Source organism: Amycolatopsis taiwanensis DSM 45107 (assembly GCF_000519205.1).
Taxonomy (GTDB): domain Bacteria; phylum Actinomycetota; class Actinomycetes; order Mycobacteriales; family Pseudonocardiaceae; genus Amycolatopsis_E; species Amycolatopsis_E taiwanensis.
The window spans coordinates 31,944-58,049 of sequence record NZ_JAFB01000028.1 but is presented as its reverse complement, the minus strand read 5'-3'; the positions used below and the strand labels follow the sequence as shown (position 1 = coordinate 58,049).

At 71.4% G+C, this 26,106-nt stretch carries 22 protein-coding genes; 17 read left to right on the top strand and 5 right to left on the bottom strand.

Annotated elements, in window-relative coordinates; translation table 11 throughout:
- Nucleotides 1-255 precede the first annotated feature (255 nt).
- Nucleotides 256-1,080: a DNA-formamidopyrimidine glycosylase family protein gene (locus A3CU_RS0122335; protein WP_027944181.1), complete on the bottom strand. Its 825-nt coding sequence runs from the start codon at nucleotides 1,078-1,080 to the stop codon at nucleotides 256-258.
- A complete protein-coding gene (locus A3CU_RS0122330; protein ID WP_027944180.1) occupies nucleotides 1,067-1,939 on the bottom strand; it encodes a ParA family protein in 873 nt (290 codons plus the stop codon). Before A3CU_RS0122330 ends, A3CU_RS0122335 begins: the two co-directional genes overlap by 14 nt.
- 214 nt (nucleotides 1,940-2,153) lie before the next feature.
- On the opposite strand from A3CU_RS0122330, the gene A3CU_RS0122325 reads away from it, so the two are divergent.
- The 3 genes from A3CU_RS0122325 to A3CU_RS0122315 all read left to right on the top strand — a co-directional run bounded on the left by A3CU_RS0122325 (nucleotide 2,154) and on the right by A3CU_RS0122315 (nucleotide 4,734).
- Nucleotides 2,154-2,891, top strand: a complete 738-nt coding sequence (locus A3CU_RS0122325; protein ID WP_027944179.1) for a methyltransferase domain-containing protein — start codon at nucleotides 2,154-2,156, stop codon at nucleotides 2,889-2,891.
- A gap of 59 nt (nucleotides 2,892-2,950) precedes the next feature.
- On the top strand, nucleotides 2,951-4,201 hold the full coding sequence (dinB, locus tag A3CU_RS0122320; RefSeq protein ID WP_027944178.1) for a DNA polymerase IV: 1,251 nt from the start codon (nucleotides 2,951-2,953) through the stop codon (nucleotides 4,199-4,201).
- 155 nt (nucleotides 4,202-4,356) lie between these two features.
- A complete protein-coding gene (locus A3CU_RS0122315; protein WP_027944177.1) occupies nucleotides 4,357-4,734 on the top strand; it encodes a DUF3040 domain-containing protein in 378 nt (125 codons plus the stop codon).
- A 344-nt stretch (nucleotides 4,735-5,078) separates the two neighbouring features.
- Here A3CU_RS0122315 and A3CU_RS0122305 read toward each other — a convergent pair whose 3' ends face one another.
- From A3CU_RS0122305 to A3CU_RS0122295, 3 genes are all read right to left on the bottom strand, one after another.
- Nucleotides 5,079-7,568 (bottom strand): transglutaminase TgpA family protein, encoded by a 2,490-nt coding sequence (locus tag A3CU_RS0122305; RefSeq protein WP_052371987.1) that lies wholly within the window; start codon nucleotides 7,566-7,568, stop codon nucleotides 5,079-5,081.
- 361 nt (nucleotides 7,569-7,929) lie between these two features.
- Nucleotides 7,930-9,204 carry a DUF58 domain-containing protein gene (locus tag A3CU_RS0122300; RefSeq protein ID WP_027944174.1) on the bottom strand — a complete coding sequence of 425 codons (1,275 nt, stop codon included), beginning with the start codon at nucleotides 9,202-9,204 and terminating at the stop codon, nucleotides 7,930-7,932.
- Nucleotides 9,205-9,210: 6 nt separating this feature from the next.
- Nucleotides 9,211-10,317, bottom strand: a complete 1,107-nt coding sequence (locus tag A3CU_RS0122295; RefSeq protein WP_027944173.1) for an AAA family ATPase — start codon at nucleotides 10,315-10,317, stop codon at nucleotides 9,211-9,213.
- A gap of 239 nt (nucleotides 10,318-10,556) precedes the next feature.
- Here A3CU_RS0122295 and A3CU_RS0122290 point away from each other — a divergent pair, with 239 nt between their 5' ends.
- The 14 genes from A3CU_RS0122290 (at nucleotide 10,557) to murG (ending at nucleotide 26,105) form a co-directional block, all read left to right on the top strand.
- Nucleotides 10,557-10,907, top strand: a complete 351-nt coding sequence (locus tag A3CU_RS0122290) for a hypothetical protein (RefSeq protein ID WP_027944172.1) — start codon at nucleotides 10,557-10,559, stop codon at nucleotides 10,905-10,907.
- Nucleotides 10,897-11,475: a DUF3558 family protein gene (locus tag A3CU_RS0122285; protein WP_342668921.1), complete on the top strand. Its 579-nt coding sequence runs from the start codon at nucleotides 10,897-10,899 to the stop codon at nucleotides 11,473-11,475. Before A3CU_RS0122290 ends, A3CU_RS0122285 begins: the two co-directional genes overlap by 11 nt.
- A gap of 17 nt (nucleotides 11,476-11,492) precedes the next feature.
- The gene (locus A3CU_RS0122280; protein WP_027944170.1) at nucleotides 11,493-12,050 is read left to right on the top strand and encodes a PPE domain-containing protein; all 558 of its coding nucleotides are present in this window, start codon (nucleotides 11,493-11,495) and stop codon (nucleotides 12,048-12,050) included.
- A complete protein-coding gene (locus A3CU_RS0122275) occupies nucleotides 12,047-12,787 on the top strand; it encodes an ESX secretion-associated protein EspG (protein WP_027944169.1) in 741 nt (246 codons plus the stop codon). The genes A3CU_RS0122280 and A3CU_RS0122275 overlap by 4 nt, the downstream gene beginning before the upstream one ends.
- A 264-nt stretch (nucleotides 12,788-13,051) precedes the next feature.
- On the top strand, nucleotides 13,052-13,483 hold the full coding sequence (gene mraZ, locus A3CU_RS0122270; protein WP_027944168.1) for a division/cell wall cluster transcriptional repressor MraZ: 432 nt from the start codon (nucleotides 13,052-13,054) through the stop codon (nucleotides 13,481-13,483).
- A 177-nt stretch (nucleotides 13,484-13,660) separates the two neighbouring features.
- Complete coding sequence (rsmH, locus tag A3CU_RS0122265; RefSeq protein WP_027944167.1) at nucleotides 13,661-14,611, top strand: 16S rRNA (cytosine(1402)-N(4))-methyltransferase RsmH; 951 nt, start codon at nucleotides 13,661-13,663, stop codon at nucleotides 14,609-14,611.
- Nucleotides 14,612-14,681: 70 nt separating this feature from the next.
- Nucleotides 14,682-15,326 carry a cell division protein FtsL gene (gene ftsL, locus A3CU_RS0122260; protein ID WP_027944166.1) on the top strand — a complete coding sequence of 215 codons (645 nt, stop codon included), beginning with the start codon at nucleotides 14,682-14,684 and terminating at the stop codon, nucleotides 15,324-15,326.
- Nucleotides 15,326-17,275 (top strand): peptidoglycan D,D-transpeptidase FtsI family protein, encoded by a 1,950-nt coding sequence (locus A3CU_RS0122255; protein ID WP_027944165.1) that lies wholly within the window; start codon nucleotides 15,326-15,328, stop codon nucleotides 17,273-17,275. The genes ftsL and A3CU_RS0122255 overlap by 1 nt, the downstream gene beginning before the upstream one ends.
- A 242-nt stretch (nucleotides 17,276-17,517) precedes the next feature.
- A complete protein-coding gene (locus A3CU_RS0122250) occupies nucleotides 17,518-19,056 on the top strand; it encodes a UDP-N-acetylmuramoyl-L-alanyl-D-glutamate--2,6-diaminopimelate ligase (RefSeq protein WP_211246489.1) in 1,539 nt (512 codons plus the stop codon).
- Between the two features lie 225 nt (nucleotides 19,057-19,281).
- Nucleotides 19,282-20,757, top strand: coding sequence for a UDP-N-acetylmuramoyl-tripeptide--D-alanyl-D-alanine ligase (locus A3CU_RS0122245; protein WP_027944163.1), 1,476 nt, complete (start codon nucleotides 19,282-19,284; stop codon nucleotides 20,755-20,757).
- Between the two features lie 19 nt (nucleotides 20,758-20,776).
- Nucleotides 20,777-21,841 carry a phospho-N-acetylmuramoyl-pentapeptide-transferase gene (mraY, locus tag A3CU_RS0122240; protein ID WP_027944162.1) on the top strand — a complete coding sequence of 355 codons (1,065 nt, stop codon included), beginning with the start codon at nucleotides 20,777-20,779 and terminating at the stop codon, nucleotides 21,839-21,841.
- Nucleotides 21,842-21,843: 2 nt separating this feature from the next.
- Nucleotides 21,844-23,268, top strand: a complete 1,425-nt coding sequence (murD, locus tag A3CU_RS0122235) for a UDP-N-acetylmuramoyl-L-alanine--D-glutamate ligase (RefSeq protein WP_027944161.1) — start codon at nucleotides 21,844-21,846, stop codon at nucleotides 23,266-23,268.
- A 220-nt stretch (nucleotides 23,269-23,488) separates the two neighbouring features.
- Complete coding sequence (gene ftsW, locus A3CU_RS0122230) at nucleotides 23,489-24,916, top strand: putative lipid II flippase FtsW (RefSeq protein ID WP_027944160.1); 1,428 nt, start codon at nucleotides 23,489-23,491, stop codon at nucleotides 24,914-24,916.
- A gap of 58 nt (nucleotides 24,917-24,974) precedes the next feature.
- On the top strand, nucleotides 24,975-26,105 hold the full coding sequence (gene murG / locus A3CU_RS0122225; RefSeq protein WP_027944159.1) for an undecaprenyldiphospho-muramoylpentapeptide beta-N-acetylglucosaminyltransferase: 1,131 nt from the start codon (nucleotides 24,975-24,977) through the stop codon (nucleotides 26,103-26,105).
- The last annotated feature ends 1 nt before the right edge of the window (nucleotide 26,106 follow it).

The window sequence follows — 26,106 nt, the reverse complement described above, 5'->3', positions numbered from 1 at the left end:
CAAGATTATGAAGAGAACCCCCGGCGAGGCTCCTGAGCGTCGTCAGCCGCTCGGCCCGAGCCGGACCGGTGCCCGGGACGCCGGGGGTTCGGTGACCGCCTGGTATTCACCAACGTCACCAGCGGGATCCGTTAGCGGACGGCCACCTCACGAGTCCTGTAGTTACACAACTTTGGACCACCTCCTTTCCCGTGTAACCGCAACGCTAGGCGACGAATCGGGGGCCAGGCAACCAGATTATTCGTAATCCTGTGATTACGGCCGGCCGTGCCGGCCGGTCGCCTCCGGCGCCGGGCCGGGCTGGCAGCGGGGACAGAACCACGTCGGCCGCGCCTCGACGCCGTGGCCCTGACCGGCGACCCGGACCGGCCCGCCGCAGCGGAAGCAGCCCTGCCGGGTGCGCTCGTAGACCCAGGTACGGCGGCCGCGGGCCACCTCGCCGGTGGTGCTCTGCTCGAAGCGCCACGCGTTGGCGAGCAGTAGCTTGCGTGCCAGCGTGACGGCCTGGAGAGCATCCACTTCGGACACCGGTGTCCACGGGGAAACGCCCAGCAAGAAGCAGATCTCGGTCTTGTATAGGTTGCCCACGCCCGCCATGACGCGTTGATCGAGCAGGGCGAGCCCGAGTTCGCGCGCCGGTTCGGCGGCCAGCGCCGCCGCGGCGCGGGCGGCGTGCGCCGGAGTCCAGTCCGGATCCAGCAGGTCGGGGCCGAGGTGGCCGACGAGCCGGGACTCCTGGCCGGTGGGCAGGATCTTCAACTCGTGCAGACGGAATCCGACCGCCTCGGTGTCCGGGGTGCCCAGGATGACGCGGATCTGGTGCGCCGGGTGCCGCCAGCGCTCGCCGGGCCGGTAGATCTCCCAGGAGCCATCCATCTTGAGGTGGCTGTGCAGGCTCAGCTGCCCGGAGAACCGGGTGAACAGGTGCTTGCCGACCGTGCGCACCGCCATCACCGACCGGCCGGTGAGGTCCACAGTGGCCAGTGCGGGATGGCGGAAGTCGGTGCGCGACAACGTCTTCCCGGCCAGTGCTCGTTCGAGGTTCCGGCCGGTCAGGAAGACCGTGTCACCCTCCGGCATCGGTGTGCGCGATCTTGATCGGCCCGGTCCGCTCGACCTCCGACTCCGGTTCCGCGGCCACGCGGTGACGGCCGGCGCGGTTCGAGCGCAGGATCTTGGCCAGCACCATGTTGAAGGTCAGCGCGATCTCCTGCGCGCCGGGGGAGTGCCACTGGTGGATGGGGCTGCACGCGCCCTGGGCCTGCTGGACCGCCAGCCGGTCGGGGATCGCGGTGGGCATGACCATCGGCCCGAAGGACTCCCGCAGCTCGGCGATGCGGAACTGGTGTTCGTGCGAGCGTGGCCGCAACCGGTTCACCAGCACACCGACCGCGCGGAGGTCCGGGTTGTGCTCGTCGCGGATCCGTTCGACGGCCTCCAGCGCACGCTGGGCACCCGCGACCGCATACATGGTCGGCTCGGTGACCAGGATGGCGCTGTCCGCGGCGACCAGTGCCGACTTGGTCAGCCGGCCCAGCGACGGCGGGCAGTCCAGGATCACCAGCTCATAGGGCTTGTCGCCGGGGGGCGCGTCGTCCAACTCGTCGAGGGCGCGCGAAAGGTTGTTCAGTCGGCGGTCGTCGGCGCTTGGTTCATTGAGCAACTCGAGGTCCTCGGCACCGACGAGCACCTCGACGTCGTCGCTCCACACGCTCGGGGCGATGGCGCGGTGCAGGACCGCCCGGTGCGGGGTTTCCAGCACGTCGGCGAGCGTCGCGTCGGTGTAGGGCGGGTCCAGCGAGGCGGTGGCGTTGCCCTGCGGGTCGAGATCGGCGACCAGCGTCCGGATGCCCCTGCGCAGGGCGGCCGACGCGATCCCCAGGGCGACCGTGGTTTTGCCGACACCACCCTTCAGGCTGAGTACGGCGACCGTGTGCACTCCTGGAGCGTAGCCGGGTGGGCGCCGGGAGCGGCAGCCTCTGTGCCCCGGCATACCTTGCCCTGAGGGGGCTCCGCCCGCATGCCCCGTCTGGGGGCAAGGCCCCAGACGCTCTGCCTTGTGGGGACTCCGCCCCCACACCCCCGTCTGGGGGCAAGCCCCCAGACCCCCTTACGCCATTGGTGATACGGCCCCTTGACTACGCTGTGAACCCATGCGAACGGACACCGGCACGACGCGTGGCTCAGGCGCGGTCTGGCGGGCGTTGCAGGACGAGCTCGCCCGCGTGCAGACCGAGCGGCCGCACGTCGTCGACGTCGGCGGCGGGAGCGGCGGGTGGGCCGTGCCCCTGGCCGCTGAGGGCTGCCGGGTGACCGTCGTCGAGCCGAATCCGAACGCCGTGGCCACGCTGCGCCGGCGCGCCGAGGAAACCGGTGTGTCCAGCTTGATCACGGTGATCGCCGACGACACGGACGCGATCGGCGAGCGGATTCGGCCGGGCTCGGCCGATCTGGTGCTGGCGCACGGCGTCCTGGAGATCGTCGACGACCCGGCCGCGGTGATCGAGGCACTGGCCGTCGCCGTGACGCCGGGCGGAGCGGTGTCGGTGCTGGCCGCCAACCGCTACGCCGCCGTGCTGCACCGGGCGCTGGCCGGCCGGCTGAGCGATGCGCGATGGCTGCTCACCGGCCCCGACGGCGTGCTGACCGACGACAGGGAGAACCTGTTGCGGCGCTTCGACTCCGCGGGCCTGACGCGCATGCTGGCGTCGGTGGGACTGGACGTGGAACTGCTCCAGGGCGACGGGGTGGTCTGCGACTTCGTCGTCGAGGCCGAGCCGGAGCTGTTCACCGGCGAGGAACTCGCCGAGTTCGAGGCGGTCGCCGGGGCCGCGCCCCCGTTGCGCGACATCGCCACCCGCCTGCACGCGCTGGCCCGCCGGCCCCGCTGACCCGGCTCAGCGTCTCGCCGCCCGGGTTTGTCGGTGGGCGGACGTAGGCTTTCCTGGCGATGGGTAAGAAACCGGGGCTGCCGCCCGGCTACGAGAGATTCCGGGTCACCGAGCAGAACACGCCGGACGACACCGGATGTGGCTTGCTGCACGTCGACATGGACGCCTTCTTCGCCGCCGTCGAACTGCGCACCAGGCCCGAGCTGGCGGACCAGCCGGTGATCGTCGCGGGCGCCGGCCCGCGGTCGGTGGTGACGTCGGCGAACTACCCGGCCCGCGAGTTCGGGGTACGCGCCGCCATGCCGGCCGCGGTGGCCCGCCGGCTCTGCCCCAACGCGGTGTTCATCCCGCCGAGCCACGGGCTGTACGGGGAGGTTTCCCGGGGCGTGATGGCGATTTTCCGCGAGCTGACCCCACTGGTCGAACCACTGAGCCTGGACGAGGCGTTCCTGGACGTCAGCGGCGCGCTCCGCCGTCTGGACGCCACCCCGGCCCAGGTCGCGGAACTGATCAGGCAACGGGTCTTCGCCGAGCACGGCATCACCTGCTCGGTCGGGGTGGCCGGGGTCAAGTTCGTCGCCAAGCTCGCCTCCGGCATGGCCAAACCGGACGGGGTGCTCGTCGTGCCGACCGGCCAGCTCCTGGCCTTCCTGCACCCGTTGCCGGTCGCGGCGCTGTGGGGGGTCGGCCAGCGCACCGAGGAGAACCTGCGGCGGCTGGGGTTCACCACCGTCGCCCAGGTGGCCGCCGCGCCGCTCAACCGCCTGCGCCGCGCGGTCGGCACGGCCGCCGCCGAGCACCTGCACGCGCTGGCCAACGGCCGTGACGAGCGCGGGGTCGTGGTGGACGTGCCGGACAAGTCGATCGGCGCGGAGCGCACCTTCGACACCGACCAGCGTGATCCACGCGTGCTGGAGCGGGAGATCCTCCGGCTGTCGGAGCGGGTCGCGGCCACGCTGCGCGCCCGCCACCTGCGCGGCCGGACCGTGTCGATCAAGGTCCGGTTCGCCGACTTCCGGACGATCACGCGCGCCCGCACCCTCGCGGCGGCCACCGATGTCGCGCGAGTCGTCCATACCACCGCGCTGGCCCTGCTCACCGAAGCGGTTTCGGACGCCGAGATCCGGTTACTCGGGGTGCGGGTGGAAGGACTGACCGGAGACGACGAGCCGGAGCAACTGAGCTTCGAGCCCGACGAACCCCGCTGGCGGGACGCGGAGATCGCGGCCGACGTGGCCCGATCCAGGTTCGGGGCGGCCGCGGTTCGCCCGGCGTCGCTGCTTTCGCGGCGGTCTGATAAACCTACGTGAATCGAACGTGGCAAAGCTTCGTGTTGGTATCGGGTAGTCGTGGCGGCGCTCGACTCGTATCCTGGACGGTGGCACCCCACATGGGCGGTGCCGAGTTTGGGTCCAGGACGTTGCGCGGCCCGGCGCCCGTGACGAGCTGTGCCGGAGGAGGAAAGATGCCACTCTCCGAGCATGAGCAGCGGCTGCTCGACCAGATCGAGCGCGAGCTCTATGCCGAGGACCCCAAGTTCGCGTCTACGGTGCGTGGAGCCCGGTTACGCCGGCCCGCGCGCCGCCGCCGAATCCAGGGGATCGCGCTGTTCATCGTCGGGGTCGCGCTGCTCGTGGTGGGCGTGATGGTCAAGGCGTTGTGGGTTGCCGACTTCCCGCTGATGAGCGTGGTCGGGTTCCTCGCGATGTTCTTCGGGGTGGTGGTGGCGATCATGTCCGGCCGTCATCCCGGCGGCGCCGAAGCCACGAAGGGGCCGGCCAAGCCCAAGAGTTCGTTCACCCAGCGGATGGAAGAGCGCTTCCGCCAGCGGTTCGAAGAGTAGGCCGCCCAGGCTGCCCAAGGCTGCCCTCCCTCGCACCACGAGGGCGGGCACTTTTGTGGGCTGGTGACGAACCCGTGCCCCCAGCCCAGCGCAGCCCCTTGCGTCCCCGCCCAGGCGTCCGAGTCCCCAGCCCAGGCGTCCGAGTCCCCAGCCCAGGCGTCCGACTTCCCGGCCCGGGTGTCCGAGTTCCCGGTTCGGGTGTGTGAGTTCCCGGTTCAGGCGTGCGAGTTCCTGGTTCGGGTGTCCGAGTTCCCGGTTCGGGTGTCCGAGTTCGAGGTTCAGGCGCCCGACTTCCCGGTTCGGCGCGGGTAAAGGGGGCCGGGCCCCGTCGCGGACGGCGAGCGTCAGCGGCGGAACACCGAGCGCGGGAACAGGCGGCCACGCCAGGACATCGGTGCGTTCCGGCGCAGGCTCTCGCGCAATCCCTCGAACGCCGGGACGAAGCCGGGATCGTCGACGGTGCCCGTCGGCGCGTACCAGGACCGCTCGATCACCCCGACCACCGTGCGCAGGTTGTCCTTGCCGGCGTCGTCAAGACGATTGTCGTGCGCGACCTGCTGCGCGGCGGTGCGGACCGTGGCGGTCGACGGGATAGGCACGCCGCGGTCGGCACACTCATCCCGCAGTTCCGCCCACGCGGCACTGGCCGCGCCGGGTTCCCGCGCCGCGATGGCGCGCAGACGCCGCTGCCGCTGGATCTCCCGCATGATCGCGGGCACCAGGCCGACACCGGTCAGGACCAGCAGGGCCAGGGCCAATACCCAGTGCACGAGCCACGCCGTGAGCACGACCGCCAACAGCCACGCCGAGGCCGCGGCCAGCGGCAGCCACCGGGCCACCGTCGATCGCCGCCTGGCCGAGCGGGTGGCGAGGAACGCCGTGACGGACAACGCGATCGCGGCCAGCACCACGGCGAGCAAGCCCCAGCTCGTCCAGCCCGGTGCCGAGCCCGCGGGCGCCGCCTGCGTGGGCCCGGCCGGGCCCCCGCCGCTGTTCTGGATGTCTCCCACGCCGCTCGGCGCCACGTGTGTGGTGGACACGCTCGGCACCTCTTGCGTGTCCTGCGCGGACGAATCGCTGGAGGACGAGCCGCTCTGCAGGTACGGCGGCACGTAGCCGCGGCCGTCCGAGCGGGGGGTGGGGTCGAAGCTGACCCAGCCGAGGTCCGGACCGAAGTACACCTCCACCCAGGCGTGCGCGTCCTGGGAGGTGATCAGCCGGGTGTCGCCGTCGGCGAACCCGACGGTGAAACCGACGGCGACGCGGGTCGGGACGTCCAGCGTCCTCAGCATCACCGCCATCGCCGACGCGAACTGCTCGCAGAAGCCGCGCTTGCCGTAGAGCAGGAAGTCCGTCAGCGCATCGGAGTCGGCCACGGGCGCGGTGTGGGTGTCGTAGGTGAACCGGCCCTCGGCCGTGAAGAATCGCCAGATCGCGGTCGCCGCGTCGAACACCGTGCTGGTGTTGGCGGTGATCTCGTGGGTCAGCCCGATGACCCGCGGGTCGATCCCGGGGATCGGGATGTAGTCCCGCGGGTTCCCGAGGGTCTGCGGGAGCTTGACGCGTTCAAGCTGGTCCTTGGTCGGCTCGGCCAGCGACGCGAGTTCGGTGTAGGCGGGTGGCTGCTGCTTGCGTTCGCTGAACACCGCGCCGCTTTGCGGATCGTAGAACCAGCCGTTCGCGATACCCTGCAGGCCCCGTAGCGAGCCGTAGGTCGGCAGCCAGACGTCGTCCCAGTTCAGCGGTTCGATCTGGATCTGACGCGATTCGGCGGAGCCGTCGTCGCCGGGCGCGGCCGGCAGTTGCTGGTTGAGCGCCGGGTAGCCGGCCGGCATCGGGCCGGGCGGCAGGGTCCACCCGACGTTCGGCTGGTAGGTGTTGAGGGTGAACGCGCGCAGCAGTCGCTTGTCGTTGCCCAGACCGCGCACTCGGAACAGGTCCACCGTGTTGCCCTGATCCAGCATGCCGCGCAGCGAGGTGAACGGGTTGATGCCGAGCCCGCCCGTGCCCGAGCCTGCGCCGCGGCCGCTGCCGGGAAGCCGGCCGACCGTGCCGACGAAGGTGATCGTCGTGCCCGCGACCAGGCCGAGCACGAGCGCCAGCACGACCACCGCGGCCGGGGCCGACACCGCGGCGGGCGAGGCGCCGAGGCCGGGCGCGTCCCGGTTGCGCCAGCGCTGGTGCCGGTGGTTGCCATCCACCGCGAGCAGCGCGGCGAACGCGGCCGCACCGAGCACGAAGGTCCACCACGGCAGCATCGAATCCGACAGCGATGCCGGGACCGCGTAGACGCACAGCAGCACCAGTCCGGTGGCCGCGGGTGCCGACGCCGCCACGGTCAGGGTGTCGACGAGCACCGCGACCAGGCCCATCGCGATGGTGATCAGGCACAGGATCGGCGGCGTCGGGTCGACCGGCGGGAAGCCGTTGCGGATCTGGTCGAAGGCGGCCGACAGCACGTCGTTCAGGTCGGAGGCCGCAGCGGGGCCGGGGAAGACCGCCATGATGCCGTGGTTGCTGAACACGCCGGTGACCAGCAACAGCAGAATGGCCAGCTGGGCCAGCCCCACCAGCGGGGTGGGGACGCGGACCGAGCGCAGCACCAGCCCGGTGCAGGCGACCAGGACGACGGCGACCGCGACGTATCCCAGAAAGGACGCGCCCGTCACGACACCGGTCAGCGACGTGGACGCGCACAACGTGGCGAGGCCGGCGGCGACCGGGGCGAGCAGCGTGGCGCGCCAGGCCGGTGGCGGCTTGACCACCCGCTGCGTGGGGGTGTGAAGCTGTGGCCGGCCCGGCAGGATTCTCCCGGCGGACTGCCGTGGTGGCATGACTGCGGTCACGCTGTGTCCTCCGCGAGTTTGCGCGCGACCGCGATCGTGTCGACAGGGCGCTCCTGGCGAGTTCGGGTCACGTTGTCCTCGGTGGCGCCCTGCCGCCCCGATAGCAAGGGGGTCTGGGGGCTTGCCCCCAGTCGGGGGTGTGGGGGCGGAGCCCCCGCAAGGCGCTGGGTCTGGGGGCTTGCCCCCAGNNGGGGGNGNGGGGGCGGNNCCCCCGCAAGGCGCTGGGTCTGGGGGNTTGCCCCCAGCCGGGGTGTGGGGGCCGAGCCCCCACAAGACCCACAAGACAAAGCCTGGCGGCGGCGCGCTCTGTGGTCGCCCTGCCAGCCGCGAATTGGCCCAGCGAGTGTCATCACGAGGGCCCTCCGATCAACATGCCCCGCCCGGCTCCGGTGCGGCACAACTCGGACCAGACCTGGGGCATCGGCGCGCCCTCACCGGCGACGACCACACCCCAGCCCGCCGCGCGCAGGAGCGCGGCCGATTCCTCAGTGGCGGCCGCCCGGTGGTCGGGCGTGGCGACGCCGCCGGTGAAGGCCGGGGTGTCCAGGATGACCGCGAGGCTGCGGGTGCCGCGCGGCCGGTAGCGCGCCAGCCGGCCGACCGCCTCGTTGCTCACCGTGCCCAGGATCGCGATCAGTTCCTGGCCCTCGGCCGGGTCGTGCCCGATCGTGAGGTCGCGCTGGTGCGAGGGCTGCAATGCGGCCAGCGTGTCGAGGATGACGTTGTCGGAGCCGTCCCCGCCGTCACCGGGGGCGTCGGCGAGCACCTTGCCGTGCTCGGTGACCAGGCGGACGCGGTGGCCGGCGCGGCGGACGTGCAGGCAGACGCTGGCGGCGAAGGAGATCGCCCATTCCAGGCTCGCGGTCGGACCGGTGCCGTGGTGCGCGGCGGCGCGCTGGTCGAGCAGCACCGTGGTGCCGCCGCGCCACGGCCTTTCCTCGACCCGGACCATGATCTCGTCGCGCCGCGCGGTCGACCGCCAGTGCACCTTGCGCAGGTCGTCGCCCTGCCGGTAGTGCCGGACGATCACGTCGGTCTCGCCCTGCCCGGCGTGCAGCCGGACGCTGCCGTCGTCGCCCGAGCCGAGCCCCGCCCCGGTCGGCATCCCCCACAGGTTGACCACGCGCGGCACCACCACCAGCCGGGAGTGCCCGATCAGTTCGCGGTCGAACTCGCACAGGCCGAACGGGTCGGTGAGGGTCGCCCGCAGCGGGCCGACCTGCTGGATCCCGCGCAGCATCGGCTGGATCGGGTAGCGCAGTGCGATCGCCCGGCCCTGCGGCAGCCGTTCCACCACGAACCGGGGCCGGGAGCCCAGCGCGTAGGGGACGCCGTCTTCGAGCAGCACCTCACCGGCGGGCAGCTTTCCGTGGCGCCACAACGAAAGTTCGACCTCGCTGGTGGACCCGGCGGAGACCCGGTCCGGCAGCAGGGTGCGGGTGGCGCCGATGCGCACCCGGGACGCCGCGATGAACAGCACCACCAGCAGAGGCAGGCCGATGATGAACACGGCCACGCGCAACAGGTCGCGCTCGTTGAGCACCATTGCGCACACCGCGGCCGCGAACCCGGCGGCGAGCAGGCAGCGGCCTCGCGTGGTCAGTCCGGACAGCGACCGCAACACGGGGCGCTACCAGCGGGCTTTGCCGTTGGACGGGGCGCCGCCGGGCGCACCCTGGGGGACGGCGACCCGGTTGAGCACGGCCCGGACCACGTCCGTGGCCGAACGCCGGGCGGCGTGCGCCTCGGTGGTCAGGACCAGCCGGTGGGCGAGCACCGGGATGGCCACCGCATGCAGGTCGTCCGGGACGACGTAGTCGCGGCCGGACAACGCCGCCTGCGCGCGGGCGGCCCGCACCAGTTGCAGCGTGGCGCGCGGGGAGGCGCCCAGCCTGATCTCCGGCACTTCGCGGGTGGCCGCGGCCAGTTCGACCGCGTAGCGGCGAACCTCAGGGGCGATGTGCACGCCCCGCACCAACCCGATGAGACGGCTGACGGCCGCGGCGTCGGACACCGGCTTGAGGTCGATCAGCGGGTTGTGGCCGGCGTGTTCGTCGACCATGGCCAATTCGGCCTGCTGGTCCGGATAGCCGATGGACACCCGGGCGGTGAACCGGTCGCGCTGGGCCTCCGGCAGGGCGTAGGTGCCCTCCATCTCGATCGGGTTCTGCGTCGCGATCACCATGAACGGGCCGTCCAGCCGGTAGGTCGAGGTATCGACCGTGACCTGCTGTTCCTCCATGCATTCCAGCAACGCGGACTGCGTCTTCGGCGACGCGCGGTTGATCTCGTCGCCGACCACGATGTTGGCGAAGACCGGCCCGGGCCGGAACTCGAAGCCGCTGGTCTGCCGGTTGTAGATGGAGACCCCGGTGACATCGCTGGGCAGCAGGTCCGGGGTGAACTGGATGCGGCTGACCGTGCAGTCGATCGACCGGGCCAGCGCCTTGGCCAGCGAGGTCTTGCCGACGCCGGGCACGTCCTCGACCAGCAGGTGGCCCTCGGCCAGCAGCGTGACCAGCGCGATGCGGATCACTTCCGGCTTGCCGACCAGGACCCGCTCCACGTTGGCGGCGACCCGGCGCATGGTGTCGTGCAGTTCGCCCAGGGAGCGGCCGTTGTACGCGGCGGGTACCTCCCCGGCTGGACCATTGCTGGACCTGTAGAACGGCGATTCCCCGGATGCCTGCTCGGCGGTGTATTCGCCGGGCGTCGCAGGCTGTGTCCTCGACGTCACTCGACCTCCTGGTGCCGAAAGCCCTTTGCTTGTGGCGCGAGTTGCCCCGCGCGAGGCGTATCCCGCCCGATCGCGCGGAAGACTCTCATGGCTTGTGCTGCAGTGCTGGTAGCCCTCCAGTACCGCTGAGCCTGCCATTAAGTGTGTCAAACTCGCGCCAACCTCGGTACGAGAACCCGCTTATATCGTAAGCTGCGGTCTGGATACAGTCGGCTACTCCTAGGTACGGGGGCCAGACGATGAGCCAAGCGCGTGCGGGGCTGAGCGTGGACGCGGGCGCGTTCGCGGTGTCCCCCGAGCTCGCCGCGAACGCGTTCACCGAGCTCAGCCGGTTGCAGGACGTGGTGGGCGAGCTGGTGCGGGAGGCCAGCGTGCTCTCCCGGACGGTGCCGCTCGGCGGCGGGTATGCCGGGGAAATCGGTGCTTTCATGGCGCGGTACGGCCTCGGCGGTCCCGGGTCGGCCGCCGAGTCGCTGAGCGCCTTCGGCCGCCAGTTGCAGGGGATCAAGGACGACATCCAGAAGGCGTTGGACCAATACCGGGCGACCGACGAGTCCGCGGCCGGGGGCATCGACTGCCATGGCGGCTAGGCGGTCTCCGGCGCCGTGTGCCCGGAGAAAGCGCTTCCCTGCCACCCCGGTTGCGGTGGTGGCCATGGGGTTGTTCCTGACCGGATGCACGGTACACACCAGTTCGAATTCGAATGAACCGAATCCGGTCCAGTCCAGTATTGCCGCGCCGGAGCCGGCTCCGGTCCAGTCCACCTCGGCGGCGCCGGACCCGTGCACGCTGCTGTCTACAGTGGACAGGTCAACGGCGGGGCTCACCTCGCCCGGCAAGAGCAAGACGATCGGGGCGGACCGGGCCTGTGACTGGACCGAGCCGGGCATCTTCGGGCTGACCGTCACGCTCGCCGACTCGACCCCCTTGCCGGCCCTGCGGGTTCCGAAGGGCGGGGCACAGCAGTCGACCATGGGCCGGCACCGGGCGGTCAAGGTGTCGGCCAACGCCGGCAGCGGCACCTGTGCGGTGCTGCTCGCGGCGGGAGAGAACGCCAGTGTGCAGGTGGACGTGACCAATTCCGAATTCCGCGACACCACCCTCGCCTGCCGGCGCGCGAGCACGGTCGCGGAGTTGATCGAGCCGAAGTTGCCCTAGCCGCTCCAGGAGGAATTGTGGACGAGGTGCCTGAACCCGCGCAGCGCTACGAGTCCTATACCCACGAGGCCATGGCGGCGGAGGTCGAGGCCGGCAACGACCCGGCCGCGGCGGGCGAGATCGGCGCGCAGTGGGCCGGCCTCGGCGCGCGGCTGCGCGAGTCCATGGTGGCGTTGAACGCGCTTTCCGGGCACAGCCGGGAGATCTGGCAGGGCCCGGCCGCGGAGGCGATGCGGGACACGCTGGCCAGAGCGACGGACTGGTCCGGCCGGGCCACCGAGGTCTCCTACCTGGTTTCCGACGCGGTGACCGCCCAGGCCGGCATCTCGGCGCGGGCGCGTGCGGAGATGCCACCGCCGGTGGACTTCGATCCGGGCCGGATGATCCGCGACGCCGTGGCGTCCGGGAACTTCCTCGAGATCATCGGGCTGTCCGACGCGATCTCGTCCCGGCGTGAGGAGGCCGAGGCGGCACGGGCGAAGGCGATCGACGTGATGACCGCGCGGGATGCGGCGTTGTGCGCCGCGGTGCCGTCGCGCTGGTTCCCCGCACCGCCGGAATCGGGACCGTCTTGATCCGGCTGTCCGCCTCGGCCTTCGACATCGTCTGGACGGATCTCGGCTTCGCCTGCCCGCCCGCGCCGCTGCGGGTGCCCAGTGTCGGCGCCACCGACCGGGAACGGGCGGATATCCGCGGCGACGTCTACCGCAACCTCGGCGCACGCGGGCTGTGCGTGGGCGACCGGCTCGACGAGGTTCTGCTCGCGCGGCTGGAAACCCTTGCCGGCGCGGACGTCTACGTCGAATGCGAGGCGCTGATCGACCTGGACGCCGAAGCTCCGTTGCGTGCGGTCGCGGCGGCCGGCGGGAAACGGGCCGTGCTCGCGACGCAGCCGAGCCGGACGATCGGCCTGTCCGCGATCCGGGACACCGAGATTCCGGCCGCCGTGGTGGATCTGGTGCCCGGACTGGAACCTGGACCGGGTTACGGCGTGAGCCTGCCGGCGTCGGTGCTGGGTGCCCGGATCGACGATCCGGTGTTCGGCGACGGAGGCGGAACCTCGTCCTACCAAACCCAGATCCGGGAGGTGCTGGCGATCCAGGCGCGTCCGGTGCTGGGCGCCGGCCAGTTTTCCGTGCGGGTGCGCCGAGACCGCCGACTGTGCCGAACCGGCGGGGTCAGCTGGTTCCGCACGGACGTGGGCGCGTACTTCGGCACGATCGCCGAGGGCCGCGGCGGTCAGGACTGGGTGACCGTCGCACCGGCCGACCCGCGCCGGCTCGCGGCCCGGCTCGCCGAACTGCTGCCCTGAGCATCTCCACGGTTCCCCACCGCGCCCGGGTCACCGAGGCTGGAATCGGACAATTGCGACGTATTTCGGGGTCGGGTCCGCCGCGTGGTGTCCCGCGCGGGGGATGACGCGCTGGTACGACCCACCTCACCCCACCGCTCCTCACCTGCGAAAACGCTGAAACTTTCGCTCAGAAGTGGACACGTTTGGCGTTGACTGTGGTGAAAAGTGGGGTACGGTGGTGCGCAGTGGGGCGGCAGGGAGCCCCGTGGGAGGTGGCTGCCGGTGTTCCTCGGCACCCACACCCCGAAGCTGGACGACAAGGGGCGGCTCACGCTGCCCGCCAAGTTCCGCGACGCGCTGGCAGGTGGGCTGATGGTGACCAAGGGGCAAGATCATTGTCTCTACGTCTTCCCACGCGCGGAGTTCGAGCAGATGGCGCGCAAAGTGGCCGAGGCACCGTTCACCAACGAAGCCGTTCGTGCCTACCAGCGCTACCTCTTCGCCGGAACGGACGAGCAACGTCCGGACGGGCAGGGGCGCATCGCGATCGCTCCCGAGCTTCGCCGCTACGCCGCGCTCAGCAAGGAGTGCGTGGTGATCGGTGCGATCACCCGGCTGGAGATCTGGGACGCGCGGGCCTGGCAGTCTTATTTGGAGGAACACGAGGACAGCTACGCGAAGGCGCGAGAAGAGGTACTACCGGGCGTTTTCTAGCGTCCGGAGACCGGCACCCGCGTCGTCGGGGGACGAGGGTGCCGGGGCGAGCAGGACTGACGCGGATGCCGTGAGGCCTCTGTCCGCTCAGTGGCCCTGGTGCACCTTCCCCGGCACCAGGTCCGCAGCGGGCGGGCGGGGACCTGACGGCATCCGTGGCAGAGAAAGGGGGTACTAATGGCCGAGCACGTGCCCGTGCTCCTCGACAGGATTCTCGAGTTGTTCGCCCCCGCGCTCGCCGGCCGGCCGGCTGTGCTCGTCGACGCGACCGTTGGACTCGGCGGCCATGCGGACGCCCTCCTCTCGGCGCATCCCCAACTGCGGTTGATCGCGCTCGATCGCGATCCCGAAGCGTTGCGGCGCTCGGCCGAGCGGCTCGCCCGGCACGGCGACCGGGTGCGGTTCGCGCACGCGGTGTACGACCAGTTGCCCGAAGTGCTCGCCGGACTCGACGTGTCCTCAGTGGACGGTGTGCTGTTCGATCTCGGGGTTTCGTCCATGCAACTGGACCTGACCGACCGGGGCTTCTCCTATGCCAGGGACGCGCCGCTCGACATGCGGATGGACCCGACCACCGGGCCGACCGCGGCGGAGGTCCTCAACACCTACCCGGTGGCCGAGCTGATCAGGATTCTGCGTGACTACGGCGAAGAGCGTTTCGCGCCGAGGATCGCGAAGGCGATCGTGGAGGCGCGGCGACGTGAACCCTTCGCGCGCAGCGAGCGTCTGGTGAAGCTGATTTACGACAGCGTTCCGGCGGCCACCCGGCGCACCGGCGGTCATCCGGCCAAACGCACGTTCCAGGCCCTGCGGATCGAGGTCAACGGGGAGCTGGAGGTGCTTCGCCGGGCGATACCGGCCGCCCTCGAGGCGCTCACGCCCGGCGGCCGGATCGTCGTGGAGTCCTACCAGTCGCTGGAGGACCGGATCGTCAAGCAGATCTTCGCCGAGTGGGCCCGATCCCGGACACCACCGGGACTTCCGGTCGAGCTGCCCGGCCACGGGCCCCGGCTGAGGTTGCTGACCCGCGGTGCCGAGCTGGCCGACCAGACGGAGATCGAGCGCAACCCGCGGGCCGCCTCGGTGCGGCTGCGCGCGGCGGAACGAGTCGAGGAGGAGGCCACGTGACCGATGCCGTCGAAGCTGTCGATCATGTGTGCACTCTGACGCGGGTGTCCCGCAGGAATCAGGAGAAACCATGACCGCGCCCACGCGGGCCCGGCGCAAGCCGGCGGACAAGGCCCGAGCGACCACGCCGCCCCGGGAGACTCCGGCCAAGGAAAAGCGCCAGCCCGGGCGCCGCACTACCGCGGCAGAGCGTGCTTACGCCCGCCGGGCCCAGCGCGTCGAGGAGGCGAAGCGCCCGGCGCCCCGGCGTGAGCGCGGCCGCCGGTTGCGCCTGTGGCGGCCGCAGTCGCGGGCTTCCTTCGTAACGTTCGTGATGGTTCTGCTGGCCGCCGGCGTGGCCACCACGCTGTTGCTGTCCACGCAGGCGATCGCGGACTCCTACCGGCTGGAGCAGATCCGTCAGGAGAACTCGAACCTGGCCGAGCGTGCACAGCAGCTGCAACAGGACGTCACCAAGGAAGGGTCGGCGTCGTCGCTGGCGGAGCGGGCCCGTGCCCTGGGCATGCAGCCGGCCGGTGAGCCCGCGCACCTGGTGCAGAACCCGGACGGCTCGGTCACCGTGGTCGGCGATCCACGCAAGGTGACCGCGCCTCCACCTCCACCTCCACCGCCGTCGTCCACGCCGCCTGCCGCGCCGCAGGGGGAGCAGCAGGCGCCGCAGGGAGAGCAGACGCAGGGGGAGCAGCAGCAGGCGCCGTCCGGGGCGGGGCACTGATGCCCGCCGGAGGGCGCCGCGCACCCGGAGGACGGGGCAGGACGAGCACGGGCCGGGGCGGCGAGCAGCACCGGCGGACCTACGCCGCCCGGGTCCGCCGGGTCGCCGGACGGCCGAGCGTGGCGACCGGCAAGGGGCGCTACGTCGCGGTGCGGGTGGTCCTGGTCGGCGTGCTGGTCGTGGCCGGCCTGAAACTGGTCCAGGTCCAGGGTTTCCAGGCCGCCGCGCTGTCGGCGAAGGCGGAGAACCAGCGCACCACCTTGATCAACGTCCCCGCGTTGCGCGGGTCCATCGAGGACCGCAACGGGGTGAAGCTGGCGTTCAGCGTGGAAACCCGCGCGCTGTCGGTGAACCTGCGCGTGATGCGCAAGACCTGGGCCGAGTTCGCCAAGCAGAACCCGGCCAAGGGCCAGAACTTCGAGACGCGTGCGGCGGACGCGTCGGCGTTCATCGCCGCGAAGCTGCCCGGCAAGGTCACCGAGGAGGAAATGCTCGCCGACTTCCACAAGCAGCAGGGCTTCACCTATCTGGTGAAGGACGTGGAGCCCTCGATCGCCGACGAGATCGTCGAGCAGTTCCCGGAGATCGGCAGCGAGATCCAGGCCGCCCGTGAATATCCCGGCGACACGCTCGCCGCCAACGTGCTGGGCCTGGCGAACTGGCGCAGTGACGACCCGGACGTCTCGAAGCACAGCGTGCGCGGCCTGGCCGGCCTGGAGCTGAGCTATGACGCCGACCTCGCCGGTACCCCGGGCCAGAAGATCGCGGACACCGCGCAGGGCAACGACGCGGTCGTCATCCCCGGCACGGAACGGGACGTCCGGCCCGCGACGCCCGGCAACGACCTGGTGCTGACGCTCGATTCGGACGTGCAGTACGTGCTGCAGAACCAGCTCGCCGACTATGTGGCGCAGTCGCACGCAAAGGGCGGCCAAGCGGTGATCATGGACGCCAAGACCGGGGAGATCTACGCGCTCGCCGACGACAAGACGTTCAACCCGAACGACAGCAGCACCTACACCTCCGATCTGATGAACAACAAGGCGGTGACCACGCCGTACGAACCGGGCTCGGTGAACAAGGTGGTCACCGCCACGGCCGCGATCGACGCCGGGATCGCCAAGCCGGACACGGTGCTGCAGGTGCCCGGCTCGATCGAGATCGCCCCGGGACAGAACGTGCACGACGCGTGGCCGCACGGTGTGCAGAACTTCACCACTACCGGCATCTTCGCCAAGTCGTCGAACGTGGGCACGCTGATGCTCGCGAACGAGCTCGGGCCGGACCGGTACATGGCGATGCTGCAGAAGTTCGGTATCGGCCAGCCCACCGGCCTCGGGCTGCCCGGCGAAAGCCGGGGCTACGTCCCGCCGCGCGACACGTGGAGCGCGAGCACCTTCGGCAACCTGCCGATCGGGCAGGGCCTGTCGATGACGGTGGTCCAGATGGCCGCCATGTACCAGGCCATCGCGAACAACGGCCTGCGCGTGGAACCGCGGATCGTCAAGGAGGAGGTCCGGCCGGACGGCACGGTGGTGCCCCAGGCGCCGCCGCAGACCGTTCAGGTGGTCAGCCCGCAGACCGCGCAGACGGTGCGGGACATGCTGCGTGCGGTCGTCCAGCACGGTAAGGGCCAGAACAGCGGCACCGCGCCGCCCGCGGCCTTGACCGGCTACCAGATCTCCGGCAAGACGGGCACGGGCCAGCAGGTGAATCCGGTGACCCGCGCCTACAGCGACACGCTGGAAAACATCACCTTCGCCGGCATCCTGCCCGCCGACAATCCGCGGTTCGTCGTCGGCATCCGGCTCGACGCCCCGGACACCACGCTTCCGGTCGGGAATTCGGCGGGGCCGCTGTTCCACGACATCGCTTCATACCTGGCGCAGCGATACCAGATTCCGCTTTCCAACGGGGAGGCGCCGTTCATGCCGCTGGTCATCCCGTGATCGCCTGCGCGCTGCCTCGTCGGAAATACCGTTGTGGGACAACGGTTTTCGGCGCGCGCCGTCCGCTGTGAACGGTCATCCGGGCGGAACCGGCGCGGGCGCTCCAATATCATGTGCGGGTCGCCGGGTTCGACAGGCCATACCGGATTTCGGGCGTGGTACGCCGCGTGGGTAACCTTCGGCCCGTGTCTGTCAACAAGGACGAGCCCGCCATCTCGGGGAGGCAGGTCCCGGACAGCCCGGTGAAGGCCGCCCCCGCGCCGCCGCGACCGCGGCGGATCGAACCGGTGCCGCTCACCACGCTGGTCGCGCGGGCGGACGCCCGGCTCATCGCCGATGTGCGCGATCCCGAGCCGGCGGTGACCGGCGCGACCCTGCGCGCGCAGCATGTGCTTCCCGGCGACCTCTTCGCGGCGCTGCCGGGCGCACGGGCGCACGGCGCGGACTTCGCCGGCGACGCGATCGCCGCGGGCGCCGCGGCGGTGCTGACCGACGAAGCGGGCGCGCAGCGTCCCGCGCTGCGTGACGGTGGCGTCCCGGTGCTGGTGCATCCGGACCCGCGCGGCGTGCTCGGTTCCGTCGCGGCCTGGATCTACGGTGAGCCCTCGCTGGACCTGGCGGTGCTGGGTGTCACCGGCACCTCCGGCAAGACGACCACCACCTATCTCGTCGAGTCCGGGCTGCGGGCGGCGGGCCACACCACCGGCCTGATCGGCACCGTCGAGACCCGGATCGCCGGCGAGCGGCTGGCCAGCGCGTTCACCACGCCCGAGGCACCGGATCTGCAGGCCCTGCTCGCGGTGATGGTCGAGGGCGGTGTCACGCACGCCGCGATGGAGGTGTCCAGCCACGCGCTCGCCCTCGGCCGGGTGAACGGCACCCGGTTCTCGGTCGGGGCGTTCACCAACCTCTCGCAGGACCACCTCGACTTCCACCGTGACATGGAGGAGTACTTCGCCGCCAAGTCCCTGCTGTTCGACGGCCGGTCCACCACCGAGGTCGTGGTCGTGGACAGCGCCTGGGGGCAGGCCCTGGTGACGCCGCAGACCATCACGGTCTCCGCCGAACCGGGCACCGACGCCAGCTGGACGGCGAGCGAACTGGACGCGACGCCCACCGGCGAGCAGTCCTTCCTGCTGCGCTGCGCCGACGGGCGGAGCGCCCGGGCGACACTGCCGTTGCCCGGTGAGTTCAACGTGGCCAACGCCGTGCTGGCGGCCGCGATCCTGGACGCCACCGGGGTCGGGCTGGACGACATCGTCGCCGGGCTGGCCGCGGTCGAGGTGCCCGGCCGGATGGAGCGCGTCTACCTCGGCCAGGACTTCACCGCGGTGGTGGACTACGCGCACAAGCCCGCCGCCGTGACGCAGGCCCTGGACGCCCTGCGGGCCGGCACCCAGGGTCGCGTGATCACGGTGCTCGGGTGCGGCGGTGACCGCGATACCGGCAAGCGGCCGGTGATGGGCGAGGCCGCGGCCCGGCGCAGCGACGTGCTGATCGTCACCGACGACAACCCGCGTTCGGAGGACCCGGGCCTGATCCGGGCCGCGATGCTGACCGGCGCGCGTTCGGCGGGCACCGCGGGCGGCCAGGTGCTGGAGATCGCCGATCGCCGCGCCGCCATCGGCAAGGCGGTCGAGCTGGCCAAGCCGGGCGACGTGGTGTTGATCGCGGGCAAGGGGCACGAAACCGGGCAGGAGGTGGCCGGCGTGGTCCACCCCTTCTCCGACACCGACGAGCTGGCCGCCGCGATCCGGGAGCGGCTCGAAGGGCGCCTGTGACGGACACGACACGATGCAAAACGTGAGATGGGCACCGGTGATAGACAACGGTGACAGGCAGTCGGCCGTCCAAGTCATGGCCTGGCTACCCGCACAGTTCTGAACAACAAGCAGTGTCCTGTGGGGCTGGTGCCCCGACCCGTTCGCTGAACAGCACTGCGATTCGGGAAGAGATTCGGCGGCCGGAACAACGGGAACGGCCGCCAACGGCACGGGAGTGAACGCTTGATCTCGCTAACCCTGGCGGAGATCGCCGAGATCGTCGGTGGACGGCTGCACCGCACCGACGGCGCACCCACCGTCACCGGCACGGTCGAGTTCGACTCGCGCCGGCTGACGCCGGGCGGCCTGTTCGTCGCGCTGCCCGGAGAGAACGTCGATGGCCATTCGTTCGCGGCCGCCGCCGTGGCCGGCGGGGCGGCCGGCGTGCTGGCCGCCCGCGAGGTCGACGCGCCCGCGGTGATCGCGCCCCCGCTGCCCCCGGGGCAGGCGCACGCGAGGTCGGTCGCGCTGACCGGCGACACCGACGGCTCCGGCGCCGCCGTGCTCGCCGCACTGGGCCGGCTCGCCCGGCACGTGGTGGTCGAGCTGAGCCGCCGCGGGCTGATCGTCGTCGGCGTCACCGGCTCCTCCGGCAAGACGTCCACAAAGGACCTGATCGCGCAGCTGCTCGAGCCGCTCGGGCCGACGGTCGCGCCACCCGGCTCGTTCAACAACGAACTCGGTCACCCGTGGACCGCGCTGCGCGCCGACGAGACCACCCGGCACCTGGTGCTGGAGATGTCCGCGCGGGGTCCGGGCCACATCGCGGAGCTGGCCACGGTCGCGCCGCCCAGGATCGGCGTCGTGCTCAACGTCGGGACCGCGCACATCGGCGAGTTCGGCTCCCGCGAGGGCATCGCGCGAACCAAGGGCGAGCTGGTGGAGGCCCTGCCCGAGGACGGGGTCGCCGTGCTCAACGTCGACGACCCGCTGGTGGCGGAGATGGCCGGGCGCACCCGGGCGCGGGTGGTGGGCGTCGGCGAGCGCCCGGACGCGGAGATCCGGGCCGAGGACATCACGCTCGACGAGCACGCCCGCGCGTCCTTTCAGCTGGTCACGCCGGGCGGCCGGGCCCCGGTGCGCTTGCCGCTGTACGGCGAGCACCACGTGGGCAACGCGCTTGCGGCAGCCGCTGTCGCGCTCGAACTCGGGTCAGGCGTGGACGAGGTCGCGGCCCGGCTGTCCGCGGTGGAGCGCCGGTCGGCGCGCCGGATGGAGGTCATCACCCGTGCCGATGGCGTGACGGTGCTCAACGACTCGTACAACGCCAACCCTGAGTCCGTGCGCGCGGCGCTCAAGACGCTGGCTTCGATGACCCGCGGAGAGAAGGGGGGCCGGTCTTGGGCGGTCCTCGGCGTGATGGGCGAACTCGGTGCCGATAGCGTGTCCGCGCACGACGAGATCGGACGGCTCGCGGTCCGGCTCGACATCGGGCGGCTCGTGGTGGTCGGGGAAGACGCCGCCGCCATGCACCACGGCGCCAGCCACGAGGGCTCCTGGGGGGAGGAGTCGGTGCTGGTGCCGGACACCGAGGCGGCCATCCGGCTGCTCCGGGAGCAGGTGGAACCCGGTGACGTCGTGCTGGTGAAGGCTTCGAAGGTCGCCGCCCTGTGGCGGGTGGCCGAGGCATTGGTGGCGGACCAGGAGGACGACAAGTGAACAGACAAGGCGGTGTTGCGTGATCAGCATTCTGATCGCGGCTTCGTTCGGATTGGGCGTGTCCATCCTGCTCACGCCCTACCTGATCCGTGTGTTCTCCCGGCAGGGCTTCGGCCAGGAGATCCGCGAGGAAGGCCCGCAGGGCCACAAGTCAAAGCGCGGCACGCCCACCATGGGCGGGGTGGCGATCATCTTCGCGATGGTCATCGCCTACCTCGGCGCGCACCTGGTGACCTGGCAGCACCCCACCGCCTCCGGTCTGCTGGTCCTGTTCCTGGCCGTCGGGCTGGGCGTCGTCGGCTTCCTCGACGACTTCATCAAGATCCGCAAGCAGCGCAACCTGGGCCTGAACAAGACCGCGAAACTGGTCGGGCAGCTCGTGGTGGCGGTCGCGTTCGGCATCCTGGTGATGAACTTCCGCAACGTGGAGGGCCTGACCCCGGCTTCGCTCAACCTCTCCTACGTCCGGGACATCACGCTGATCACCTTCCCGGCCGTGGTGTTCGTGGTGTTCTGCTACATCGTGATCTCCGGGTGGTCCAACGCGGTCAACTTCACCGACGGCCTGGACGGGCTCGCCGGCGGTGTCTCGGCCATGGTGCTGGCCACCTACGTGGTGATCGCGTTCTGGCAGGAGCGGTTGTCCTGCACGGTCACGCCCCAGGCGGCGTGCTACGACGTGCGTGACCCGCTCGATCTCGCCGTGCTCGCCGCGGCCGCGGCCGGCGCGTGTATCGGCTTCCTGTGGTGGAACGCCGCCCCGGCGAAGATCTTCATGGGCGACACCGGTTCCCTGGCACTCGGCGGACTGGTCGCCGGGCTGTCCATCACCACCCGCACCGAACTGCTGGCGATCGTGATCGGCGGCCTGTTCATGGTCGAGATGATCTCCGTGGTGCTGCAGATCGCGGTGTTCCGGACAACGCGGCGCCGGCTGTTCCGGATGGCTCCCTTCCACCACCATTTCGAGCTGGCCGGCTGGGCCGAGACCACCGTGATCATCCGGTTCTGGCTGCTGGCGGCGATCTGCTGCATGTTCGGGCTGGGCCTGTTCTACAGCGAGCAGCTGGGCGCGGGAGGCTAGGCATGTTCGCGGGACGCCGGGTGCTCGTCGCCGGCGCCGGGGTCACCGGCGCCTCCGTGGTCCCTGCCCTGGTCGACATGGGGGCCCAGGTCACCGTCACCGACGGCAACGCCGAACGCCTCGCCGAACTCGAGGGTCTCGGTGCCGAGCTGGTGCCGGGCCTGAGTGAGCCGCCCGCCGGAACGGAACTGGTGGTCACCAGTCCGGGCTGGCGGCCGGCCGCACCGCTGCTGGTCGCCGCCGCGACCGCAGGCATCGAGGTGATCGGTGACGTCGAGCTGGCCTGGCGGGTGGGCCGCGAGCGCCGGCACCCGCCGGCGTGGCTCGCGGTCACCGGCACCAACGGCAAGACCACGACCGTCGGCATGCTGGAGTCGATCCTGCGCGCGGACGGGCGCAACGCGGTCGCCTGCGGCAATGTCGGGTTCGCCGTGCTCGAGGCCGTGCTCGGCGGCTACGAGGTGCTGGCCGTCGAGCTGTCGAGCTTCCAGCTGCACTGGTCGAATTCGGTCGCGCCGGACGCCTCGGTCGTGGTGAACGTCGCCGAGGACCACCTCGACTGGCACGGCTCCGTCGAGGCCTATGCCGCGGACAAGGGCAAGATCCACGACCGGTCGGCCACCGTGGTGCACAACGTGAACGACTCCTGGTCGACGCGGCTGGCCGCCGAACACGCGCCCGCCTCGGCGCGCCGGGTCGGGTTCGGCCTGGACACGCCTGGGCCGGGGGAACTCGGGCTGGTTAAGGGGGTCTGGGGGCTTGCCCCCAGCCGGGGTGTGGGGGCTGGGCCTCCACAAGACACAGCCCTGTTGGTGGACCGCGCGTTCGTGGACGACCCGGCGCATCGGGCCGAGGAGTTGTGCGTGGCGAGCGACGTGCGCCCGGCCGGTCCGCACAACCTCGCCAACGCGCTGGCCGCGGCCGCGCTGGCGCGCGCCCACGGGGTCGGCACCGGCGCCGTGGCCAAGGGCCTGCGCGAGTTCCGGCCGGGCGCGCACCGGGCCGTCGAGGTGGGCGAGGTCGGCGGGGTCCGCTACATCAACGACTCCAAGGCCACCAACCCGCACGCGGCGGCCGGCTCGCTGCTGTCCCACCCCAGCGTGGTGTGGATCGCCGGCGGGCTGCTCAAGGGCGCCTCGGTGGACGATCTGGTCCGCACCGTCGCGGACCACCTGCGGGCGGCGGTGCTGCTGGGCGCCGACGCGGGGGTGATCGCCGCGGCTCTCGCGCGACACGCGCCGAATGTCCCCGTCCGGCGGCTGTCGCCGGGCGACCATGAACCCATGACTACGGCGGTCGCGACGGCCAGGGAACTGGCCCGTCCAGGGGATGTGGTGCTGCTGGCTCCGGCCGCGGCGTCGATGGACATGTTCCGGGACTACGCCCAGCGCGGTGACGCGTTCGCCGCCGCGGTGCGCGAGTTATGACCGCGATCGCGCGCGGCCCAGGCCGCGGCTGCCAGGCCGACCACAGAGCTCGCCGCCGTCAGACCCTGCTATCGGGGCGGCAGGGCGCCTGTGCGCATGGCGTGACCCGAGTTCGTTACGAGCGCCCTGTCGACACGATCAAGGGGCTTGCCCCCAGTCGGGGTGTGGGGGCCGAGCCCCCGCAGGACACAGTCGCGCGCAAGCCCGCGGAAGAAACAGCGTGACGGTCGTCGAGAAGCCCGCCCGCCGGCGGGAAGGCGGCGCCCGGAAGAGCCGGAAGAAGGAGAGGCGCGCCGCCGCCGTGTACACGGCGCTGACCGCGTGGCTTTCCCGGCCGCTGGCGGACTTCCACCTGATGCTGGCGCTGACCGGGCTGCTCACCTTGATCGGCGTCGTGATGGTGCTGTCGGCGTCGTCGGTCGCCTCGATCGACCCGGCGACCGGTTCCGGCGTGTACTCGATCTTCACGCGGCACCTGATGTTCGTCGCCAGCGGGGCGTTGCTGTTCTGGATCGGGCTGCGGATGCCGCTGCGCCGCACCCGGCAGCTGTCCGCGACGGCCATGCTGGCCTGCCTCGCCATGCTGCTGCTGGTCCTCACCCCGCTCGGGTCGGCCGGTGGCGGCGCCCAGCGCTGGTTCGCCTTCGGGTCCTTCTCCATCCAGCCGGTCGAGTTCACCAAGGTCGCGCTCGCCCTGTGGGGCGCGCACGTGCTGGTCAGCAAGCAGTCCGTGCTGCACCAGTGGCGGCATCTGCTGGTGCCCGTGGTGCCGGTGGCGCTGATGGCGTTCGCGCTGGTCATGGCCCAGCCGAACCTGTCCGGCACGATCACGCTCGGCGTGGTGCTGATGTCCCTGCTGTGGTTCGCCGGGGCGCCCAAACGACTGTTCGCCGTGCTGCTCGCCGGAGGTGTCGCGGGGGTCACGGTGCTGGCGTTGAGCGCCTCGTACCGCCTGTCGCGGGTCCTGTCGTTCCTTTCTCCCACTTCCGACACCAGCGACTCCGCCTACCAGGCCACCCAGGCCAAGTACGCGCTCGCCGACGGCGGCCTGTTCGGCAAGGGGCTCGGCCAGGGGCCGTCGAAGTGGTCGTACCTGCCCAACGTGCAGAACGACTTCATCTTCGCGGTCATCGGCGAGGAACTCGGTCTCCTCGGCTGTGCCGTGGTGATCGGCCTGTTCGTCGGGCTCGCCGTGGTGGGCCTGCGCATCGCCATGCGTAACCTGGATCCCTGGATCCGGATCACGGCCGGAACGCTGACCGTGTTCACCGTCTCTCAGGCGGGTATCAACATCGGGTACGTGGTCGGGCTGCTGCCGGTCACCGGGGTGACCTTGCCCCTGATCTCGGCGGGCGGCACCTCGATCTGGGTCACCATGTTCCTGATGGGCCTGCTGGCCAACGCGGCCCGCCACGAACCGGAGTCGGTCGCGGCGCTGCGTTCGCAGGGACCGGGTAAATTCGGGCGTCTGCTGCGACTGCCGGCGCCGGAGGTGTACCGGCCGCCGAGGAAGCGGCGGGCTCGCCCGTCCGTGCCGACGCCCAAACGGGACCGGCCCTCGGCACGCGCGACGCGGTCGACGCAGACGGCGGAGCGCAGGCGAACGCGTGACCAGGTAAGACGAACACGGAGAGGGTCTGGTGGATAAGCGAGAGGCGGCCGCTCCAGCGGCCACGGAGCACCCCCTCGCCGGAGCGCCCGAGCAGGTGGCTCCGGCATCGGAGGAGGTGGCCGGGCCGGCGCCGACCGTTGTGGTGGCGGGGGGCGGCACCGCCGGGCACATCGAACCCGCGCTGGCGCTGGCCGACGCGGTGATGCGGCTACGGCCGGACGCGAAGGTGGTCGCGCTCGGCACGCCGAAGGGACTGGAGAACAAGCTGGTCCCGCCGCGCGGCTACCCGCTGGAGCTGATCCCGCCGGTGCCACTGCCGCGCAAGCCGACCACCGAATTGCTGCGGCTGCCCGGGAAGGTGCGCGACTCGGTCCGGTGTGCCCGTGAGGTGCTCGAGAAGGTTGGCGCGGACGTCGTGGTCGGGTTCGGTGGCTACGTCTCGCTCTCGGCCTACCTCGCCGCGCGGGGCCGGGTCCCGATCGTGGTGCACGAGGCCAACCAGTCGCCGGGGCTGGCGAACCGGGTGGGCGCGCGGCTGGCCAAGCGGGTCGCGGTCGCCGTCGCCGGCACGCCGCTGCCCGGCGCCGAGGTGGTGGGCATTCCGCTGCGGCAGGCGATCACGGCGCTGGACCGGTCCGCGCTGCGCGCCGAGGCGCGCCGGCACTTCGGTCTCGACCAGGACGCCCCGACCCTGCTGGTGTTCGGCGGTTCGCAGGGTGCGCAGTCGATCAACGCCGCCGTGTCCGGCGCGGCCAAGGAACTCGCCGACGCCGGGGTCGGCGTGCTGCATGCGCACGGACCGAAGAACACCCTGGCGGTGCAGGAGTTCCCGGGCCGGCCGCCGTACGTGCCGGTGCCGTACCTGGAACGGATGGACCTTGCCTACGCCGCCGCCGACGTGGTGCTGTGCCGCTCCGGCGCGATGACCGTGGCCGAGGTGTCCGCGGTCGGGCTGCCCGCGGTGTTCGTGCCGCTGCCGCACGGCAACGGCGAGCAGGCGACCAACGCGCGCCCGGCGGTCCAGGCCGGTGCGGCGCTGCTGGTGGAGGACGCCGAGCTGACCCCGGCGAAGGTGGTGAAGGAGGTGATTCCGCTGGTCACCGACCACGAGCGGGTGGCGAGAATGAGCGCGGCGGCGGTCGGTCTCGGCCATGGCGCGGCGGACGAGGCGCTGGCGCGGATCGTGCTCCAGGCGGCGGGTGTGAAGCCGGGCGGTGGCCGGTGAG

Bases quoted from the DNA above. Each gene is read 5' to 3' on its own strand.
- A3CU_RS0122335 (WP_027944181.1), bottom strand. From the start codon at position 1,080: ATGCCGGAGGGTGACACGGTCTTCCTGACCGGCCGGAACCTCGAACGA.
- A3CU_RS0122325 (WP_027944179.1), top strand. From the start codon at position 2,154: ATGCGAACGGACACCGGCACGACGCGTGGCTCAGGCGCGGTCTGGCGG.
- dinB (WP_027944178.1), top strand. From the start codon at position 2,951: ATGGGTAAGAAACCGGGGCTGCCGCCCGGCTACGAGAGATTCCGGGTC.
- A3CU_RS0122315 (WP_027944177.1), top strand. From the start codon at position 4,357: ATGCCACTCTCCGAGCATGAGCAGCGGCTGCTCGACCAGATCGAGCGC.
- A3CU_RS0122305 (WP_052371987.1), bottom strand. From the start codon at position 7,568: ATGCCACCACGGCAGTCCGCCGGGAGAATCCTGCCGGGCCGGCCACAG.
- A3CU_RS0122290 (WP_027944172.1), top strand. From the start codon at position 10,557: ATGAGCCAAGCGCGTGCGGGGCTGAGCGTGGACGCGGGCGCGTTCGCG.
- A3CU_RS0122285 (WP_342668921.1), top strand. From the start codon at position 10,897: ATGGCGGCTAGGCGGTCTCCGGCGCCGTGTGCCCGGAGAAAGCGCTTC.
- rsmH (WP_027944167.1), top strand. From the start codon at position 13,661: ATGGCCGAGCACGTGCCCGTGCTCCTCGACAGGATTCTCGAGTTGTTC.
- ftsL (WP_027944166.1), top strand. From the start codon at position 14,682: ATGACCGCGCCCACGCGGGCCCGGCGCAAGCCGGCGGACAAGGCCCGA.
- A3CU_RS0122255 (WP_027944165.1), top strand. From the start codon at position 15,326: ATGCCCGCCGGAGGGCGCCGCGCACCCGGAGGACGGGGCAGGACGAGC.
- murD (WP_027944161.1), top strand. From the start codon at position 21,844: ATGTTCGCGGGACGCCGGGTGCTCGTCGCCGGCGCCGGGGTCACCGGC.